Below are 16,427 nucleotides of genomic sequence, written 5' to 3'. Positions count from 1 at the left end.
GCGGCTCGAGCGCTTGCGGCCCGGCCCGCCGGGGGGCCCTTGTTCCAAACCAAATTACCTAACAATACAAGTGCCCTATTGTTGATCCCCCAACACGCCGCCTTTGCTATTACGCCGCATTTCGTCCTCTGAATGCGGGAAGAGATCAGCCTCGCACGGCCTCGTAGACGCCCGCGATCATGCCGACGAACGGGATCAGCGACAGCAGCACCAGGAACTCGACGATATCGAGAGTCCTTGCCCAGTAAGGAGAACGCCGTCCCTTCGCGACCCGCGTCGCGTAGGTGAGACAGACGCCCGCCGCGACGACGACGGCACAACCGGCGGCGAAGACGAACGAGCGCGGACCATCCGCGGCGAGCCAGAAACCGGCCGCCGCCAAGGCCGCCGCGCCGAAACCGATGAGCACCACCCGCTGCGAACGGCCGGCGAACGCGCGCGAGCGCAGCATCAGCGCAAGCCCCAGCAGCGCGCTCAGGCCCGCTTCCCAGGCCCCGCCGGAAGTCGAGAGGACCACCGACGCCGACACCACGACGAGTCCGAGCGCGACGAGCAGCCCGGTCAGCAGCGCCTGCGCGTAGGTCGTGCCGCCCACCATGTCCTCGCCGAGCGAAGGGTTCTCATCGGCACGGAACGCGTCCATGTCGTCGGGCACCCGCGGCAGCGGCAGCCTGCCGAGGCGCAGCGCCATCATCGGCGCCACCGCGGCCAGTGCCGTCGCGACGACGGCGACCACGGCGGCCGCCGAAACCGGGCGGACGTCGGCCAGCAGGACCACGGCGGTGGTGATCGCGCCGAGCCCGGCCGCGACGGTGACCGCGACGAACCACGGCAGCCGGTCCGCCACCGAAACGGCCGCGATCACGCCGTACACGGTCACCACGGCGAACCCGGCGGCGAGCGGTCCGGCCGACAGGGAGAACAGCGGATGCGGCGGCAGGATCGACATCCCGGCCAGCAGAGCGGCGCCGACCCCGGCGAGGGCGCCGGCCGCACCGGCCTCCGCGTCGCCGTACGCGCGGCTCAGCGCCCCGCCGCCCAGTACCAGGACGAGCGCGAGCAGCCCGGTCCCGATCGGCGCGAGCACGCTCCCGGACGCCGCCGCCTGCACCAGCAGCCCACCGGCGAGCAGCAGCACCACGGACGCGACGATGCCGGCCTTGCGCGCCACCGACGGTCCCCAGCGGCCGGTGCCCGCCTCGGCGACGCTGGCGATCGAGTCGACGACGTCGTCGAACAGCAGCGGACCCCGCGGGCGTTCCCGCGGGGTCAGATGGAGGACCTCACCGTCGCGCACCTGCGCCGCGGCGACCGTGAGCCCGAGCGCGAGCGGAGCGCCGCCGAGCCGCGACAGCACCCAGCCGGGATGCTCGGCCGACGCCTGCCCCGAAGCACCCGCGAGCCGCACGAGCTGCGGGACGAGTTCGGCGAACGTGCTCTGCTGCGGCAGCGCCACGTCGACGCGCGCCCGCGGTGTCACCACCGTGACGCGCCGGGTGGAGCCCGCGATCGCGGCCGTCATGCTTCGATCGACTTGGCGGACTCGATGACCGGGGCGAATTTGGCGCTGCTGGCCTCGGCCAGTTTCTGCAGCCCGTTGTTGACCGCCTCCAGCACGATCTCCGAGAGGTTGCGCGCGTCGTACTGGCGCACCGCGCGCGGGTCGATGTCGATCGAGGTGAACCGGCCGTCTCCGCGCAGCACGACGGTGACCTCGTTCTGCCGGGAGTGCGCCTTGACCTCCATCGCCTCGACCGAACGCTGGATGCGCTGCACCTCTTCGGTCTGCTTGCGGACCTGGTCCAGCAACTCGTCCATGTCCGGCATGGCGTAGGGGTCGGTGGTCACGAGTCTTCTCCTTCATCTGCGGTGGTACCCCGCCGGACGTGGACGCTGCCCACGAACCGCCGGAAGTCTTCGCCGAGGCCGCGGGCCGCCTCGGGCGTCGCGGTGCAGGCGATCTCGAGGACCAGCCGCTCCGCGGGGCTCGCCCCCGGCACGGTCAGCAGCACCTGCGTCTGGACGAGATCCTGTCCTTCGCCGGTGCGGATCCGCAGCACCTGCGTCACCCCCGGCGCGATCCCGGTGCCGATCACCTTGCGCCGCACCACTTCGAGCGCGGCCATGGACCGGCCGAGGCGTTCGACGGCCTCATCGGCGATGTCGGTGATCTGCGCCTGGTCCGGACGCTGCCCGACGCTCAGGGTGATGTTCGGGGTGAACTCCGCGTCGGTCCCGCGGTGCACCGCCACGAAGACCGCGCCCTCGGCGCCGACGGACGACGGCTCGACCGGCACCCAGCCGTCGGGGACGTCGAAGCCGAGCGGAAGGGAGACCCGGTCCTGCGTCATCGCTTCGTTCATCCCCGTCACCACGTGCCCACGTAGGAGATCGCGTCGTCCCACGCCTCGCCGACGGCGTCCGCCGCCTGGCCCGCCGCGCCGCTCACCGCGTCGACGGCCGCGCCGCCGTATTCGCCGACGGTGTCCGCGATCTTCGGCAGGTCGATGTCGATCTTCGCGCCGATCCCGGCACCGAGGCCGAGCGCGACACCCGCCTTGAAATTGACCTTGATATGCCCGGCGTCGTAGACGGCCTGGCCGTCGAGCTGCGCGCCGAGTCCATATTGGAGGGTGCCGCTCGCGCCGACGCCGACACCCGCCACGTCCGCCGCGAGCTCGCCTTCGATCTTGCCGCCCACGAAGGCGTTCGCGTGCACGCCGACACCGTGCGCGCCCGCCTGCAGCGATCCGTTCACCTCACCGCCGACGAACGCGGTCCCCTTGGCACCGGCCGAAGCGACGCCCCATTCCTTCTTGCCTTCGAGCTCTTCCTTGAAGGCGGCCAATTCGGCGTGCCCGGACGCCTTGAAATCCCAGCCCTGCGTGGAGATCTTGGCGTCCCACCCCGGGGTGAAGCCGTCCTGCTCCTGTTTCCACTTGGCGTAGGTGATCTCCGTGTTGCCCCAGGCCTTTTCGCCAAGGCTCTCCGGCTTCGGCCTGCCGAACGGGGTGTCGCCCGCACGCGGGGCGCGCGTGCCTTCGAGACCGTCCCAGGTGAGCTTCTTCCAGCCGGAATTGCCGAACCACGAAGGATGCGAACGCGGGCGCTTGCGGCCGTCGAGCGCTTCACCGTTGAGCCAGTACAACGGGCCGCGGCCCCATTTGCCGAGTTCGTGCTCGATCCGGCCCGTGCCCTCCGGCGGGAACAGCCGCGCGAGTTCCTCGCTCAGCTCGTCGGCGATCTCCTGCGCCGCCCGCACGGCCTGTTCGCCGAGCCGGCGCGCGGCGGAGATGAAGGCGTCGACCGCGTTCGCGTTCGCCGTCCGCGCCTGGCTGGTGAGCTGCGCGGTGTACTGGTCGAACTGAGCGAGGATCGAGTCCACACAGGACTTCGCGCCCTGCAGGGCCTGCGCACCCGCACGGAGCCGGTTCGACTGGTCGCTCAGTTTCGCGCCGAGCTCGCCGAGTTCCTGGCACAGTTTCGTGGCGGAGGCGGAGAACGCCGTGTAGGCGTCACCTTCCCAAGACGCGTTGAGCGCCTTCGACGCCTTGCCGATCTCGTCCGCCCGGCCGGAAACCGTCGACGCCCGGTCGCCGCACCGCTGACCGGCCGCGGTCAGCGCCGAAGGATCACCGGTGACCCGCCGCTGGTACTCGACCACGAGCCGCCGGTAATTCGACAGGATCGAGCCGACGACGCCCGAAGCGTCGACCACACCGCTCCCCCACACGGTTTACCTGCCCTTCGCCGGTGAATCCGCGCCTGCGTCGATGTCGATGTGCTGCTCGAAGTGCTTCCCGCCGTAGTTCATGTCGATGTCGATATCGATGTCCTGACCACCCGGCGCCTGCACGGTCGACTTGCCGGTGCTCAGGTCGGTGGTGATGGTGACCGTGTTGCCGTTGCCCGCCCCCGGATATGTGCCTCCGGCGCCCGCGCCACCGCCCGAGGGTCTGTCCACCGGGATCCAGGCGTCGGCGCCGCCGGGCCAGTTGCCCTGGGATCCGTTGCCGCCCAGCGCGGGCGGCCGGTACTGGGTGAACGGCGGCGTCTCGCCCGGCGTCGAGCCACCGCCCGCGCCGCCACCGGAACCGCCGATCGCGGCCTGTCCCGAACCGCTCGCGACCGAACCCGGCGCCTGCGGGCTGGTGACCGGGGTGCCGGAGACCGCCGAGTTGCCCGCCGCGCCGTTGTCCCCGGCGTCGTTGTGCCCGAACAGTTTCTGGACCTCGCCGATGATGGTGGCGATCTGGGTGATCTGGTTGGCGAGGTCGACCACGCCGAGCGCCTTCAGCAGCGCGCCGATCGCGGTGATGAACGCGCGCAGCGAAGCACTGGTGGCGGTGGAAAGCGCGACCGCGGCGCCGTAGGTCCACGGATTCGACATCAGGCCCGCGACCGTCGGGTTCACCGCCGAGACCACCGCTTTGTAGGCGGTCTGCGCGGTCTTGATCAGCGTTCCCGCGATGCCGAGCAGTTCGGCGCCCTTCTGCACGACCTGGATGATCTTGGTCAGCGAGTTCAGGGAGTCGGTGATCTTCTTCAGCGCGGAATCCGACGCGCCGCCGGACCAGATCTTGCCGAGCTGCTCGGCGGCCTTCGTCACCTCGTTGTACATGGTGAGGAACTCGTTGGCCTTCTTGAGCACTTCGATCACGTGCTTCGCGATCTGCTCCGGCTGGCCGGTGAGGATCTGCGGCAGGATGGTGATCGGCCCGCCCGAGGACGCCGTGGCGTCCATCGCGCTGGAATTGGGGTAGGTCAGCATGGTCGCTCCTCAGGCCGGAAGTCAGACGGAAGCCGGGCGGTAGACGCTGACCTTCGCCAGGCCGTTGATGTCCGCTTCGACGATTCCGTGGTTGTAGAGCAGCCCGCCTTCTCCGGCGATGGCGATGATCGGCTTGCTGTCGGAGAACAGGAGCGGTTCGACCACGACGACGTCGCCGCTGTGCACCCCGCCCGGCACGTCGCCGAAGTTGCGGGCCGTACCGGCGTAGACCTCGATGACCCCGGCCCGCGCCTGGTTGTCGGCGTCGCCGGCCAGCCAGTCGTTGAAATCCGAGACGCCGTGGAACCGGGTGTCGGTGATCGGGTGGTCGCCGAGCTGTCCCAGGCGAGCGTCCTGCAAGTAGCGCAGCACGTTGCCGACCGAAGACGGCTCGCCGTCGCCGCCGGCGCTGTCGTTGATGGCCAGCGTCGCCAGCTCGGAAGCGTGCGAGTTCCCCCAGATCGACGAAGTCGCCGGCCCGGCACCGCCGCCGGGGCGGCCCCCGTATCCGCCGGCGACCGCCTCGTCGGCGGCCTGGTAGGCGTCGGCGCTGCTCTTGATGAAGCCGTTGATCTGCTGCAGCAGCTGCAGCAGGGTGCGGACCGCGACCACCTGCTGGCTCTGCATCGCCGTGTTGGCCGCCGCCACCGCGCTGCCGAAGGTGGCGAACGACATCGGCTGAAGGACGGTGCGTTCGAGGTCGGCGACGACGTTGATGCCCTGCATGATGATGCCGCCCAGGTTCCCGACCGCCGAGCGCATGGCCTCGGGCTCCGCCCGGTACTCGCCCGTGCCGACCATGGCTCTCCTTTTCTCGTTCCCCCACGTCTGCGTGACCAGCAGCGTAAGTTCGCCACCAGACGTGAGCGGACGGCAAAAGTACCCACCGCAAGGGCGGCACGAGTGGCCAGAATGATCGGCAGGATTACCCACAAGCGGCCAGAAAGACCCTGATGAGCGCCACTCGCGACCGCCTGCCGGCCCTGGGCGAGCAGCCCGGTGAGATCGTCCTGCAGTCCCCGCCCATGCTGCCGAAGGGCTCCTCCGGTGGAGCCATGCAGCTGCTGATGTTCATGCCGATGATGCTGGGCATGGGCGCCATGTCGTTCGTCTACATCGGACGCGACGGCGGGGTGATGACGTACATCTTCGGCGCGTTGTTCCTCACCGCGATGGTGGGCATGGTGGTGATGTCGCTGGGGCGCGGCGGCGCGCAGAAGAAGGCGCAGATCAACGAGGAACGCCGGGACTACCAGCGGTATCTGACCGGTTTGCGCGGCCAGGTCCGCGAGATCGCGGACAATCAGCGCGCGGCGATGGCGGCGTTGCAGCCCGACCCGGCGGATCTGTGGGCGTACATCGAGACGGGGAAGCTGTGGGATCGCCGCAAGTCCGATCCGCAGTTCGGGCAGGTGCGCGTCGGGACGGGACCGCAGCGGCTGGCGACCCCGTTGAAGGCGCCGCAGACCGTGCCGCTGGAAGACCTCGACCCGGTGTGCTCGACGAACCTCAAGCACTTCATCCGCACCTACTCGACGGTGGACGGGCTCCCGGTCGCGATCTCGCTGCGGTCGTTCGCGCAGGTCGTGCTGTCCGGCCGCCGCCCGGACACCCTCGGGACCGCGCGGGCACTGCTGACCCAGCTCGCGACCTTCCACTCGCCCGGTGACCTGCGGATCGCGTTATGCGTCAAGAACGACCGGCTGCACGACTGGGAATGGGCGAAGTGGCTGCCGCACGTCGCCTCGACCGCCGCCGACGCGGCAGGCCCGCGACGGCTCGTCGACGCCGACTCCGGGAAGCTCGCCGACCTCCTCGGCCCCGACCTCGGTGACCGGCCCGCGTTCACCCGGCGGCCGGACGCCCGCCTCGACCTGCCCCACGTCGTCGTGATCGTCGACGGCGGGCACGTCCACGGCGACACCCGGCTCGTCGCCGAAGAGGGCAGGCTCGGCGTCACCGTGGTGGAGATCGGCACCGAGCAGCCGCGTTCGGTCTCGTCGGAACGGCTGCTGAGCCTGCACATGAGCCCCGATCAGCTCGGGATGGTCGTCGGCGACGGGACGGAGCAGCGGCTCGGTTTCCTCGGAAAGCCGGACACCTTGGACCGCGGGGCCGCCGAGGCGCTGTCCCGGATGCTGACGCCGCTGTTCCAGGGGGCGGCCGTGGTCAGCGAGGCACCGATGTCGGCGACGTTCGGGCTGGCGGGGCTGCTCGGCATCGGCGACCCGCGCGACACCGACACCGCGGTCACCTGGGCACCGCGTTCGGCGCGGGACCGGCTGCGGATCCCGCTGGGCGTGAACCCCGAGGGCAGGCCGGTCGAACTCGACCTGAAGGAATCGGCCGAAGGCGGGATGGGGCCGCACGGGCTCGTCATCGGCGCGACCGGCTCCGGCAAGAGCGAGTTGCTGCGGACGCTGGTCACCGCGCTCGCCGTCACGCATTCGTCGGAGAAGCTCAACCTCGCGCTGATCGACTTCAAGGGCGGCGCGACGTTCGCGGGGATGACCGGCCTGCCGCACACCTGCGCCGTGATCACCAACCTGTCCGACGATCTCGCGCTGGTCGACCGCATGGCGGACGCGCTGAACGGCGAACTGTTGCGGCGTCAGGAACTCCTGCACGCGGCAGGGAACTACGCGTCCGTGCGGGATTACGAAAAGGCCAGGGAATCGGGCGCCAACCTGCGGCCGTTGCCGTCGCTGCTGGTGATCATCGACGAATTCAGCGAGCTGCTGTCGTCGCGGCCGGAGTTCATCGACCTGTTCGTCGCGATCGGACGGCTGGGCCGGAGCCTCGGCATCCACCTGCTGCTGGCCTCGCAGCGGCTGGAGGAAGGGCGGCTGCGCGGGCTGGACTCGCATCTCTCGTACCGGATCGGTCTTCGGACGTTCTCCGCGTCGGAGAGCCGCGCGGTGCTCGGCGTCGCGGACGCGTACCAGCTGCCGCCCGTGCCGGGTTCGGCGTATCTGAAGTCCGACAACGACACCCTCATCCGGCTCAAGGCCGCGTACGTCTCGGGGGAACTGCCGCCGCGCAGCAAGATCGTGCGCAAGGACGGCCAGAGTCTCGGCCTGATGCCGTTCACGCTGGCCCCGGTCGAAATCCCGGTGACCGTCGAAGCCGAGGAGCCGGTCGAAAAGGGCACCGGCGAGACGATCATCGGCGCGATGATCTCGCGGATCGAAGGCAAAGGCCCGGAAGCGCACCAGATCTGGCTTCCGCCGCTGGCCGAACCGCCCACCTTGGACCAGCTGCTGCCGCCGCTCGGCGAAGACCCCGCACGCGGCTTGTGCCCGCTGGGCTGGGGCGGCAACGGCAAGCTGATGATCCCGGTCGCGTTGGTGGACAAGCCCTTCGAGCAGCAGCGCGACATGCTGTGGGCCGATTTCTCCGGTGCCGCCGGGCACGCGCTCATCGTCGGGGCGCCGCAGAGCGGCAAGAGCACGCTGATGCGCGACATCGCCGCGATGCTCGCGCTGACGCACACGCCGGAAGAGGTCCAACTGTTCGTACTGGACATGGGTGGTGGCGCGCTGGCGCCGATCGCCGGGCTGCCCCACGTGTCCGGCTACGCGACCCGGCGCGACGCCCAGCGATGCCGCCGGGTGGTGGCGGAACTGACGACGCTGCTCGAACAGCGTGAGGAGTTCTTCTCCGCCAACGGGATCGAGTCGATCACGACGTTCCGCCAGCGGCGTTCGGAGTACCAGGAGAGCACCGACGGGCGCGAATTCGGCGACGTCTTCCTGTTCGTGGACAACTGGACCACGATCCGCCAGGAATACGAGCAGCTGGAGGAACAGATCACCAGCCTGGCCTCGCGCGGGCTCGGCTTCGGCATCCACGTCGTCGTGTCGATCAACCAATGGATGGGCATGCGGGCGCCGTTGCGGGACGCGATCGGCACCAAGTTCGAACTGCGGCTCGGTGAGCCGGCGGACTCTCTGATCGACCGCAAGATCGCGCAGAACGTCCCGGCGGACCGGCCGGGCCGAGGGCTGACCGCGGACAAACTGCACTTCCTCGCGGCCCTCCCGCGAATCGACTCGGACCAGCGGCCGGACACCGTCGGCGCCGGCGGTCTCGATCTGAATCGCCGGATTTCGGCGGCCTGGAACGGCGCGGCGGCACCGTCCGTGCGGCTGCTGCCGCCGGAGGTCCCGCTCGACTCGTTGGAAGCCGGGCCGCGCAAGCAGATCACGCTCGGCATCGCGGAATCGAATCTGCGGCCGGTGCACCTCGACTTCGCCACCGAACCGCATTTCCTGGCGTTCGGCGACGTGGAATCCGGCAAGAGCTCACTCCTGCGCGCGATCGCGCACGGCATCGTGTCGAAGTACTCCCCGGAAGAAGCTGCGATCGTCGTCGCCGATTATCGGCGAGGGATGCTGGGCGCGGTGCCGGATTCCCATCTGCTCGGCTACGCGGGTTCGGAAACCGTGCTGAGCGGGCTGATCGACCAATGCCAGCAGGCGATGCGGAACCGGCTGCCCGGCCCGGACGTCACGCCGGAGCAGCTGCGGAACCGGTCTTGGTGGCGGGGACCGGAGCTGTTCGTCCTCGTCGACGACTACGAGATGGTCGCGACCGTGGGCCGGAACCCGTTGCAGCCACTGCTGGAATTCCTGCCGCAGGCACGGGACATCGGGCTCCACCTCGTCATCGCGCGCGGCAGCGGCGGCGCCGGGCGGTCCCTGTTCGAACCCGTGCTGCAACGGATCCGGGAGCTGGGTTCGCCCGGCCTCGTGATGTCCGGCTCGCGGGACGAAGGCGCCCTGCTCGGGGATGTGAAGCCGGGACCGCAGCCTGCCGGGCGAGGGGTGCTGGTGTCGCGGCGGCATGGGACCGGGTTGGTTCAGGTGGCTTGGACGAAGCCGGTGGAGGACTGAGCGTCTGGTCGCAACGCGTCGGCGTGGTCCGGGGCGGGGTCGAGCATCGTCTGGAGCTGCCTGCCGCGTTCGGTGGGGAACGGGTGGCGGGCCTCGCCTTCCTTGGGCAGGCGATGATCAGGCGCGACGTCGCCAGCCCTGCCGATCCGCCGGTGTCCGGGATCGGTGAGTTCGCGGTGAGCCAGGTCAAGGCCGACGTTGAACATGCCGTAGCGGCGTGCGGCACAGACCATCACGCCCTCGTCAAGACCGCCGCCGAGCTACTGGACGGCATGGACTTTCAGGCTTCCGGTCGGCCCGGGATGTTCGGGGCCGAGCATCCCGCATCAGCCGGCGCGGCCGCACTTGCCTGCGCCGACTCGCGCGAAACTAGTTGTCTGTTCCCTTCTTTGGGTTTCTTTCTCACTCGACACCGATTCAGTGGTGATCGAACTCACGTTCGAGTATGATCATGGTCATGACCCAATCACTTGCTTTCAATCCGAAAGCCGCTCATTTTCTCGACGCCGCCCACGACGAGGAGATTCTGCTTCGCCGCGCACAAGGGCGGCAGGTGCGTTCCCTAGCCGGGTTCGCCGCGGTGGGCGGCTCGCGAAGATCGGTGACCGAGGAGGTCGCTCTGGCCTTCTCGGTCTCTCGCAATCACGCTTTCCTGTTGGTGGAGACCGCTTGTGCGCTGGTTCGCCGGTTGCCGAACACGTTGATGGCGTTGGAGCGGGGTGACATCGACCTGCACAAGGCGTCGAAGGTCAGCCGCCTGACACGTGAGGTGTCCGACGGGGTCGCCGCGCTGGTGGACGGTTTCATGGCCGGACGGCTCGCCGAGCGAGATCCGGGGGCGATCGGCAAATCGGTGAGTTACGCCGTGCAGAAGTTCGACCCCGACGGCTATCGGGAACGGGCTGCGAAAAAACGCGCGGCACGGCATATCTCGTTGACACACGAGGACGACACCATGTCCACTCTCACCGGTTTCCTGCCTTCCGAAGTGGCCGGGTCGATCTACGCCTCACTAGTCCGCGCCGCCCAAACCCGCCGCAAAGCCGACAAGTCCCGCACCTTGGATCAGCACCGTGCGGACATCTTCGCCGAACGGCTCCTCGCCGAAGACGGCCACGGCACACCACGCGCGCATGTCCATGTCTATGTCGACTTGCTGACCCTGACCGGTGCCCGTGAGGACCCGGCGACGCTGGCCGGTTACGGACCCATCCCGGGCTGGCTTGCCCGGGAGATCGCCGTCGATCCCGGCTCGACCTGGTCCCGGCTGATCACCGACCCCACCACCGGGCAACTCCTCGAAGCCGGCCCAGGCACCTACCGGCCCCCTACCTCACTGGCCCGCCTCATCAAAGCCCGCGACCGCGAATGCACCCACCCCGGCTGCCACCGCCCCGCCGAACTCTCCGAAATCGACCACACCACCACCTGGGCCCGACACGGCCACACCGACCACCACAACTGCCACGCCGCCTGCAAAATCCACAACATGCTCAAAGAAGAACCCGGCTGGCACACAGAACCCACCGCCAACGGCGGCACCACCATCACCACCCCCACCGGCCGCACCTACACAACTGGCCCCGAACCACTCCACGACCCACGCCCCCAACCGGAGGACGACAACACCCCACCCTTCTAACCGGCCCGGACACCCGCCGGGTGGTGAGACTGGCGCGCCCAAAGCCCGTCTCCTGGGGTGGGAGCCATGATGTGGACGGGTTCCGCTGGCACGGAAACGAACCAGGCGGCGACACCGGAGAACGCGCGGAGAACAAGCACGTCCCTGGCGGCCACCCCGGATACGCATCGGGCGCCCACCCCGGCCGCCACAGCAGCCCGCAGGCGATCGGTCTGCCGGGCCGTACCGCGACACCAGCACCGCGGCCAAGCCCCGAGCCGGTGCCCGTTCAGCGGCCGAACTGATGTCTGCGAGGTTCGAGCCCTGGGTTCCCAATGTCGCATTTGAGACAGTCAGCGTCCCGAATGCGACATTGGGAACCCTGGGGCCGAAGGAAGTGACCGGCGACCACGCACCGAAGCGCTCGGCTACCCCTCAGGGCAAGTACTGATGCACCGCACGGCGATGGTGGTGCTCATCTCGTTGCCAGGCCCCGAAATCATCCCGGTCAGCAGCTTGTCCAGATCCTCCCGCACCCCGCATCCCGTGAACGGCGGGATCTCGAAGCTGCTCGTGAGCACTGTCGGTGGCGCCGTGTCCTGCAGCCCGGTCAGTCCTCTGACCTTGATCGTCAACGGGCCCGCCGTCTTGCAGTTGGGCCCCAGATCGAGCACCTTGCCGTCGACCTTGGTGTCGCTCAGCCGAAGCCCGAGATTGAGCGTCAGGTCGATGATCACCGACAGGTACTTCTTGCCGTCCGGGAAAACCCTGGGGGCCACCACACCGGCGTCGCCGGGGTTCTTCACCAGCACCCCGTGCTGGTCACCCTCGGAGACCAGGCTGACCGTGCTCGTCACCGGCATGAAGCGAAAAGCCACGAAATACGCGTTCACAGTGGGCGGCAGGGTGATCGACCCCGTCAGGGTTTCCTTCACCGAGTCGACAGTGCCGTCGAAACGTCCTTCACCGGTGGCCAGTTGAGAGCCCAGTTTCGCAATGCGCGAGACGGTATTCCGCACGAAATACGACGCTTTCAAACCCGCGGCCATGGCAGGCGCGTCCGCACGCGGAGCGTCGAGCTCACCTTGGGCGGCGGAAGCCGAGCTCAGCGAAAAGGCTCCCAGCGAGAGCACCACGCCGGCGGCGAGCAGCCGGAAGGCGCGTCGATTCGCCAGAGACATAGGGCTCAAATCCTTCACAGCCAACGGAATCGAGGTAGCGGACCGAACCGTACCCGGCGCCGTTCGCACAAGGCAATCGATGCCCGCGTGCTTGTCATCCGCCTCAGAAATCCCACGCACTCGATTGTGACGCGCGTGATAACGAATCGAAGAGGTTGACGTCTCCGACCTAACGACGGCAGGCTGGGAAAGCGAATCAGACACGAGGGGGAATTATGAAATCTTCGAGTTGTGCGGTCGCAGCCGCGATCGCCGTCGTCGTTCTCGGCGGCTCGTCCGCCACGGCGGCGGCTCAGACGCGGGCCTGGACGATGTCCGTGTCACCGTCGGCCGATCTCGCCGCCGAGCAGACCGTGACCGTCTCCGCCAGTGGCCTCGACGCCAACCGTCAGATCCTGCTGCTCGAATGCCCCACCGCGGACGGCAGTTGTTACATCATCGGATATCCGACAGCGGACGCCAACGGCACCATTTCGACCACCGCCACGGTCTACCGGCATATGTCGTTCGACGACCGCGCTTATGATTGCAAGACGTTGAGCGGGGGCTGTTCGGTCGTCGGCAGCGATTTCTCCACGGGCGGCGAACTGGTCAAGGTGCAGCTCACTTTCCGGTAGCGGCGGCGATCTCCCTGGCGCAGGCCAGCGCCTCGTTCACCCTCGTGTCCACCTCGATGTCGTAGACCACGCCCTGGTGCACGAGCTCGGCCTGTGCCTCCGCCATTCCCGCGACCCGGTCCCCACGCGCCGTCTCCCGCCCGGCGGCCACGACACCGTCACACCGGACGCCGACCCACAGCACCTCGAGGCCGTCCAACGCGTCGCGCCACCGCTGCTGCGATGCGGCGCCACCCAGGAAAACGTCGTCGATGATCACCCTGGCCCCCGCCCGGGCCATCGCCGCGACACCCGCCATCCACGCGTCCTCGAGCCGCCGGAAACCGGATCCGACACTCACCCCGCCGTCCCCGGCGAAGTCGATCCCCTCGTCGACCGCGGCGGGCATGGCGCCGATCAAGGTGTCCACGCCGAGGGTGAGCCAAGAATCCGGCAGCACCGCTTGCAGGCACCGGGCGATCCCCCACTTGCCGGAACTGGAGCCGCCGTTCAACACGATCACCTTGGTCGCCACAAAGACACCTTAAGGCCGGAATCGAAAAAACACTTTTCCAGCAAAACGGATACAACGGACGCCCCAATGTTACCGACTTCGGTAGGTTACAAAAACCCTTACCGCCGCCTAACTTGGTGAAACCGTTTCGACTCGGAACGGATTCCCCGACACAGGCCGAAGGGCGTATTCATGCATATGTCCAAAATCGTCGCAACGGTGGCGGGTGCCGCCGCGGCGCTGACCCTTGCCGCCACCCCCGCCGCGAACGCGGGCCAGGACATCATCGGCGGCGGCACCGTGAGTTCCGCGCCGTGGGGCGCCCAGATCTACTGGGACGACGCCACCGCGTTCGGCGGCTTCAACTGCTCCGGCACGATCATCGCGCCGCAGTGGGTCCTCACCGCGAAACACTGCCTCAACAAGCCCGGAATGCACGTCAAGGTCGGAAACGTCAACCTGAACCAGGGCACCGAGGCCGACGTCGACCAGCAGAAGGCCGCCCCGCGCGGCGACATCGCCCTGCTGCACCTCACGACCGCGGTCAGCACGACGTACATGAAGCTCGGCACCGCGAATCCGGCCAACGGCACCACGAACCAGATCTACGGCTGGGGACGCACGCAAGGCAACAACCCGCCCTCGAGCGTCTTGAAGACGGCCGACGTCCGCATCACGGGCACCAGCAGTGACGCGTACGGCGGCCAGGCCATCGCCAGCGTCGGCATCAACGGTTCCGCCTGGCACGGCGACTCCGGCGGCCCGCAGCTTTCGAACGGCGTCCAGGTCGGCGTCTGCTCGACCGGCAGCAACTCCGGCACGAACCCGCAGGGCACCCAGAACTACGCCAGTGTCGCGGCGAGCCGCGACTGGATCCGCACCACCGCGGGAGTCTGACCCGAAAAGGGACCGTTCACCCCGAACGGTCCCTTTTCGCCGACGCTCACGTCAATTGATGCATCGGCCGCGAAGTCCGAAGCGAAACCGCCGAACCCGCGGCCACGACGGCGATGATTCCCGCACCCGCGACCAGCGTCCAGAAATCCGGGTGCACGATGGACTGTCCTCGCTGAGCCTGCCAAGTGAGCAGCACGAGCAGCCCCGCGAAGCCCACCGAAGCGGTCCGCACCAGGTTCCGCCGGACGAACTCCGATTCGAGCACCGGGTACCGCCTGGCGAGTTTGAGCAGCCCGAAAGCGACGAGCGGCAGCACCTGGATCGCGTGGATCCCGAAGAAGTGCGGGATCCGCATATCCCCGCCCACCGTGCTCCACCCCAGCACCGGCAGCCCCGGGCCGCCGTCGGGCACACCGACCGCGTGGGCGCCGACGATCGACGGCCGTTCGCCGGCACGGAACTGGGCCTTCTGCTGCTCGTTCGGCCCGAACATCAGCAGCGCGATCCCGATCCCGGCGACCGACAACGCGGCACCCGCGCGCAACGCGGAATTCATCGCCCGGTCGGGAAGACGTTGGAACAGCAGGAGAATCGCGATGGCCGCCGTCGCTCCCCAGCCGGTGAAGGCGCCGTTCGCGACCATGTTGTTGATCCACTGGTCGACCGGGGTCTCCCGGTTGAAGTGCAGCGTCCGCCCGCGGACGGCGATCTGCCAGAACAGCAGCGCCATGTCCATGCCGAGGCCGACCGCGAACACCGTCCCGAGCCACCAGCCGAGCCGTTTGCCGCGGGTCAGCTGCCCGATCAGCCAGGCCAGCGTCACCGCGTAGAGCCCGACGGAAATCGTGAACTTGAGCGGTTTGAGCCAAATGGGCGCGTTGACGAGGCTGCGATCGTCGAAGACCAGGCCACCGAGCGCGATCACGCCGAGTACCGCCATCGCCGCCGCCAAGATCATCAGCGGGCGATGGAGTACTGTCCTGGATCCCTTGTCCACCATGGATTCGAGGGTGCCGGGAAGCTCCGATCCGGACACTGGAGCACTCCCCCTGATCGAGGGTGGGGAAAGCCCTACCGCCGACCTGTGGGTAATAGTGCCGTCACCGCGACCGGCAGTTGTGCCGTTTGACCGCACTCCCCTCTTTTCTAGCGTGTCCTTCACAAGAGCAGACAGGGCGTCCCCTGGTGCTCACCGGGATTTCCAGCGAGATGAGAGGAGGTGGCCCATCAATGACCGGTACGGGATATCAGGCAGACGCAGCTGCGATGGCGCGCGCCGTCCAGGGGTTCGAGGAAACCGCGTCGAACGCCAAGACCACGATGGCCAGCTTGGAGAGCGAGCTGACCCAGACCCTGCACAACTACAAGGGTGACCAGGCGGTCGCGTTCTGGGACCTGCAGCGCCGCCTGCAGGAGAAGATGACCATCGCGGTGAACGAGCTCAACACGATGTCGCGCCTCGTGCACGAGAGCAACCGGAACTACAACTCGGGTGACGAGCAGGTCCGGGAAAGCCTCACCGGGGTCAGCGGAGTCGTCGACCAGACCGTGATCCACCGGCTGAACCCCTGATCCGCGAGAGGACCACCAATCATGGCTGACGTCGTCGAAATCAACTTCGCCGCGCTGCAGCACAGCTCGGCCTCGCTGGCCGCCAAGGCCAAGGCGCTCACCTCACAGCTCGAACAGCTGCACACCAACCTGCAGCCGATCACCCAGACCTGGTACGCCTCCGGCAGCTCCGCCGGTGAGGCCGCCCGTGCGTCTGAAACCCGCCTGCGCCAGGCCACCGCGGACATCGTGGCGATCATCGCGCAGTTCGGTGGCAAGGTCGGCGACGCCCACGATCTCCAGCACAGCCTGGAGAACCGCAACCAGGGCCTGTTCGCCGGCTGATCCCCATCCGTCGGCCGGCCGGTGCTTTCACCCCCCTCGGCACCGGCCGGCCGGCT

16 protein-coding genes are annotated in these 16,427 nt (G+C 68.4%); 7 read left to right on the top strand and 9 right to left on the bottom strand.

Annotated features, from left to right (window positions below):
- Positions 1-145: 145 nt before the first annotated feature.
- From eccD to ACFWIW_RS29450, 6 genes are read right to left on the bottom strand one after another with little or no spacing between them, the layout of a single operon-like run.
- Positions 146-1,522, bottom strand: a complete 1,377-nt coding sequence (eccD, locus tag ACFWIW_RS29475; RefSeq protein ID WP_378371473.1) for a type VII secretion integral membrane protein EccD — start codon at positions 1,520-1,522, stop codon at positions 146-148.
- Positions 1,519-1,848 carry a YbaB/EbfC family nucleoid-associated protein gene (locus ACFWIW_RS29470; protein WP_016336001.1) on the bottom strand — a complete coding sequence of 110 codons (330 nt, stop codon included), beginning with the start codon at positions 1,846-1,848 and terminating at the stop codon, positions 1,519-1,521. The genes eccD and ACFWIW_RS29470 overlap by 4 nt, the downstream gene beginning before the upstream one ends.
- Entirely contained in the window at positions 1,845-2,363 is a 519-nt protein-coding gene (locus tag ACFWIW_RS29465) for a hypothetical protein (protein ID WP_378371472.1), read from the bottom strand. The genes ACFWIW_RS29470 and ACFWIW_RS29465 overlap by 4 nt, the downstream gene beginning before the upstream one ends.
- A 5-nt stretch (positions 2,364-2,368) precedes the next feature.
- Complete coding sequence (locus ACFWIW_RS29460; protein ID WP_378371471.1) at positions 2,369-3,718, bottom strand: WXG100 family type VII secretion target; 1,350 nt, start codon at positions 3,716-3,718, stop codon at positions 2,369-2,371.
- Between the two features lie 18 nt (positions 3,719-3,736).
- Entirely contained in the window at positions 3,737-4,771 is a 1,035-nt protein-coding gene (locus ACFWIW_RS29455) for a hypothetical protein (RefSeq protein ID WP_378371470.1), read from the bottom strand.
- A 21-nt stretch (positions 4,772-4,792) separates the two neighbouring features.
- The gene (locus tag ACFWIW_RS29450) at positions 4,793-5,572 is read right to left on the bottom strand and encodes a WXG100 family type VII secretion target (protein WP_378371469.1); all 780 of its coding nucleotides are present in this window, start codon (positions 5,570-5,572) and stop codon (positions 4,793-4,795) included.
- 152 nt (positions 5,573-5,724) lie between these two features.
- Here ACFWIW_RS29450 and eccCa point away from each other — a divergent pair, with 152 nt between their 5' ends.
- The 3 genes from eccCa (at position 5,725) to ACFWIW_RS29435 (ending at position 11,308) form a co-directional block, all read left to right on the top strand.
- Positions 5,725-9,666, top strand: coding sequence for a type VII secretion protein EccCa (gene eccCa, locus ACFWIW_RS29445; protein ID WP_378371468.1), 3,942 nt, complete (start codon positions 5,725-5,727; stop codon positions 9,664-9,666).
- Positions 9,642-10,115, top strand: coding sequence for a hypothetical protein (locus ACFWIW_RS29440; RefSeq protein ID WP_378371467.1), 474 nt, complete (start codon positions 9,642-9,644; stop codon positions 10,113-10,115). The genes eccCa and ACFWIW_RS29440 overlap by 25 nt, the downstream gene beginning before the upstream one ends.
- 152 nt (positions 10,116-10,267) lie before the next feature.
- Positions 10,268-11,308, top strand: a complete 1,041-nt coding sequence (locus ACFWIW_RS29435) for a DUF222 domain-containing protein (protein WP_378371485.1) — start codon at positions 10,268-10,270, stop codon at positions 11,306-11,308.
- Between the two features lie 407 nt (positions 11,309-11,715).
- On the opposite strand, the gene ACFWIW_RS29430 is transcribed toward ACFWIW_RS29435, so the two are convergent.
- Entirely contained in the window at positions 11,716-12,492 is a 777-nt protein-coding gene (locus tag ACFWIW_RS29430) for a hypothetical protein (protein WP_378371466.1), read from the bottom strand.
- A 191-nt stretch (positions 12,493-12,683) separates the two neighbouring features.
- On the opposite strand from ACFWIW_RS29430, the gene ACFWIW_RS29425 reads away from it, so the two are divergent.
- The gene (locus tag ACFWIW_RS29425) at positions 12,684-13,085 is read left to right on the top strand and encodes a neocarzinostatin apoprotein domain-containing protein (RefSeq protein WP_378371465.1); all 402 of its coding nucleotides are present in this window, start codon (positions 12,684-12,686) and stop codon (positions 13,083-13,085) included.
- Here the strand turns inward: ACFWIW_RS29425 and cpt are convergent.
- Positions 13,072-13,599, bottom strand: coding sequence for a chloramphenicol phosphotransferase CPT (gene cpt, locus ACFWIW_RS29420; protein ID WP_378371464.1), 528 nt, complete (start codon positions 13,597-13,599; stop codon positions 13,072-13,074). The two genes, ACFWIW_RS29425 and cpt, sit on opposite strands and share 14 nt — an antisense overlap.
- 177 nt (positions 13,600-13,776) lie before the next feature.
- On the opposite strand from cpt, the gene ACFWIW_RS29415 reads away from it, so the two are divergent.
- A complete protein-coding gene (locus ACFWIW_RS29415; RefSeq protein WP_378371463.1) occupies positions 13,777-14,475 on the top strand; it encodes a S1 family peptidase in 699 nt (232 codons plus the stop codon).
- 46 nt (positions 14,476-14,521) lie between these two features.
- On the opposite strand, the gene ACFWIW_RS29410 is transcribed toward ACFWIW_RS29415, so the two are convergent.
- Positions 14,522-15,475: a hypothetical protein gene (locus ACFWIW_RS29410; RefSeq protein ID WP_378371484.1), complete on the bottom strand. Its 954-nt coding sequence runs from the start codon at positions 15,473-15,475 to the stop codon at positions 14,522-14,524.
- A gap of 230 nt (positions 15,476-15,705) precedes the next feature.
- Between ACFWIW_RS29410 and ACFWIW_RS29405 the strand changes: the two genes are divergently transcribed.
- Entirely contained in the window at positions 15,706-16,047 is a 342-nt protein-coding gene (locus ACFWIW_RS29405) for a WXG100 family type VII secretion target (RefSeq protein WP_076153289.1), read from the top strand.
- A 21-nt stretch (positions 16,048-16,068) separates the two neighbouring features.
- Entirely contained in the window at positions 16,069-16,371 is a 303-nt protein-coding gene (locus ACFWIW_RS29400) for a hypothetical protein (protein ID WP_005155348.1), read from the top strand.
- Positions 16,372-16,427: the final 56 nt, after the last annotated feature.

This window comes from Amycolatopsis sp. NPDC058340, assembly GCF_042723975.1.
Lineage (GTDB): Bacteria > Actinomycetota > Actinomycetes > Mycobacteriales > Pseudonocardiaceae > Amycolatopsis.
Note: the sequence above shows the minus strand (reverse complement) of the source record. Positions and strands in the feature narration are given on the sequence as shown.

Excerpts from the sequence above, each read along its gene's own strand:
- eccD (WP_378371473.1), bottom strand. The coding sequence starts at position 1,522 with ATGACGGCCGCGATCGCGGGCTCCACCCGGCGCGTCACGGTGGTGACA.
- ACFWIW_RS29465 (WP_378371472.1), bottom strand. The coding sequence starts at position 2,363 with ATGAACGAAGCGATGACGCAGGACCGGGTCTCCCTTCCGCTCGGCTTC.
- ACFWIW_RS29455 (WP_378371470.1), bottom strand. The coding sequence starts at position 4,771 with ATGCTGACCTACCCCAATTCCAGCGCGATGGACGCCACGGCGTCCTCG.
- ACFWIW_RS29450 (WP_378371469.1), bottom strand. The coding sequence starts at position 5,572 with ATGGTCGGCACGGGCGAGTACCGGGCGGAGCCCGAGGCCATGCGCTCG.
- eccCa (WP_378371468.1), top strand. The coding sequence starts at position 5,725 with ATGAGCGCCACTCGCGACCGCCTGCCGGCCCTGGGCGAGCAGCCCGGT.
- ACFWIW_RS29425 (WP_378371465.1), top strand. The coding sequence starts at position 12,684 with ATGAAATCTTCGAGTTGTGCGGTCGCAGCCGCGATCGCCGTCGTCGTT.
- ACFWIW_RS29415 (WP_378371463.1), top strand. The coding sequence starts at position 13,777 with ATGTCCAAAATCGTCGCAACGGTGGCGGGTGCCGCCGCGGCGCTGACC.
- ACFWIW_RS29410 (WP_378371484.1), bottom strand. The coding sequence starts at position 15,475 with ATGGTGGACAAGGGATCCAGGACAGTACTCCATCGCCCGCTGATGATC.
- ACFWIW_RS29405 (WP_076153289.1), top strand. The coding sequence starts at position 15,706 with ATGACCGGTACGGGATATCAGGCAGACGCAGCTGCGATGGCGCGCGCC.
- ACFWIW_RS29400 (WP_005155348.1), top strand. The coding sequence starts at position 16,069 with ATGGCTGACGTCGTCGAAATCAACTTCGCCGCGCTGCAGCACAGCTCG.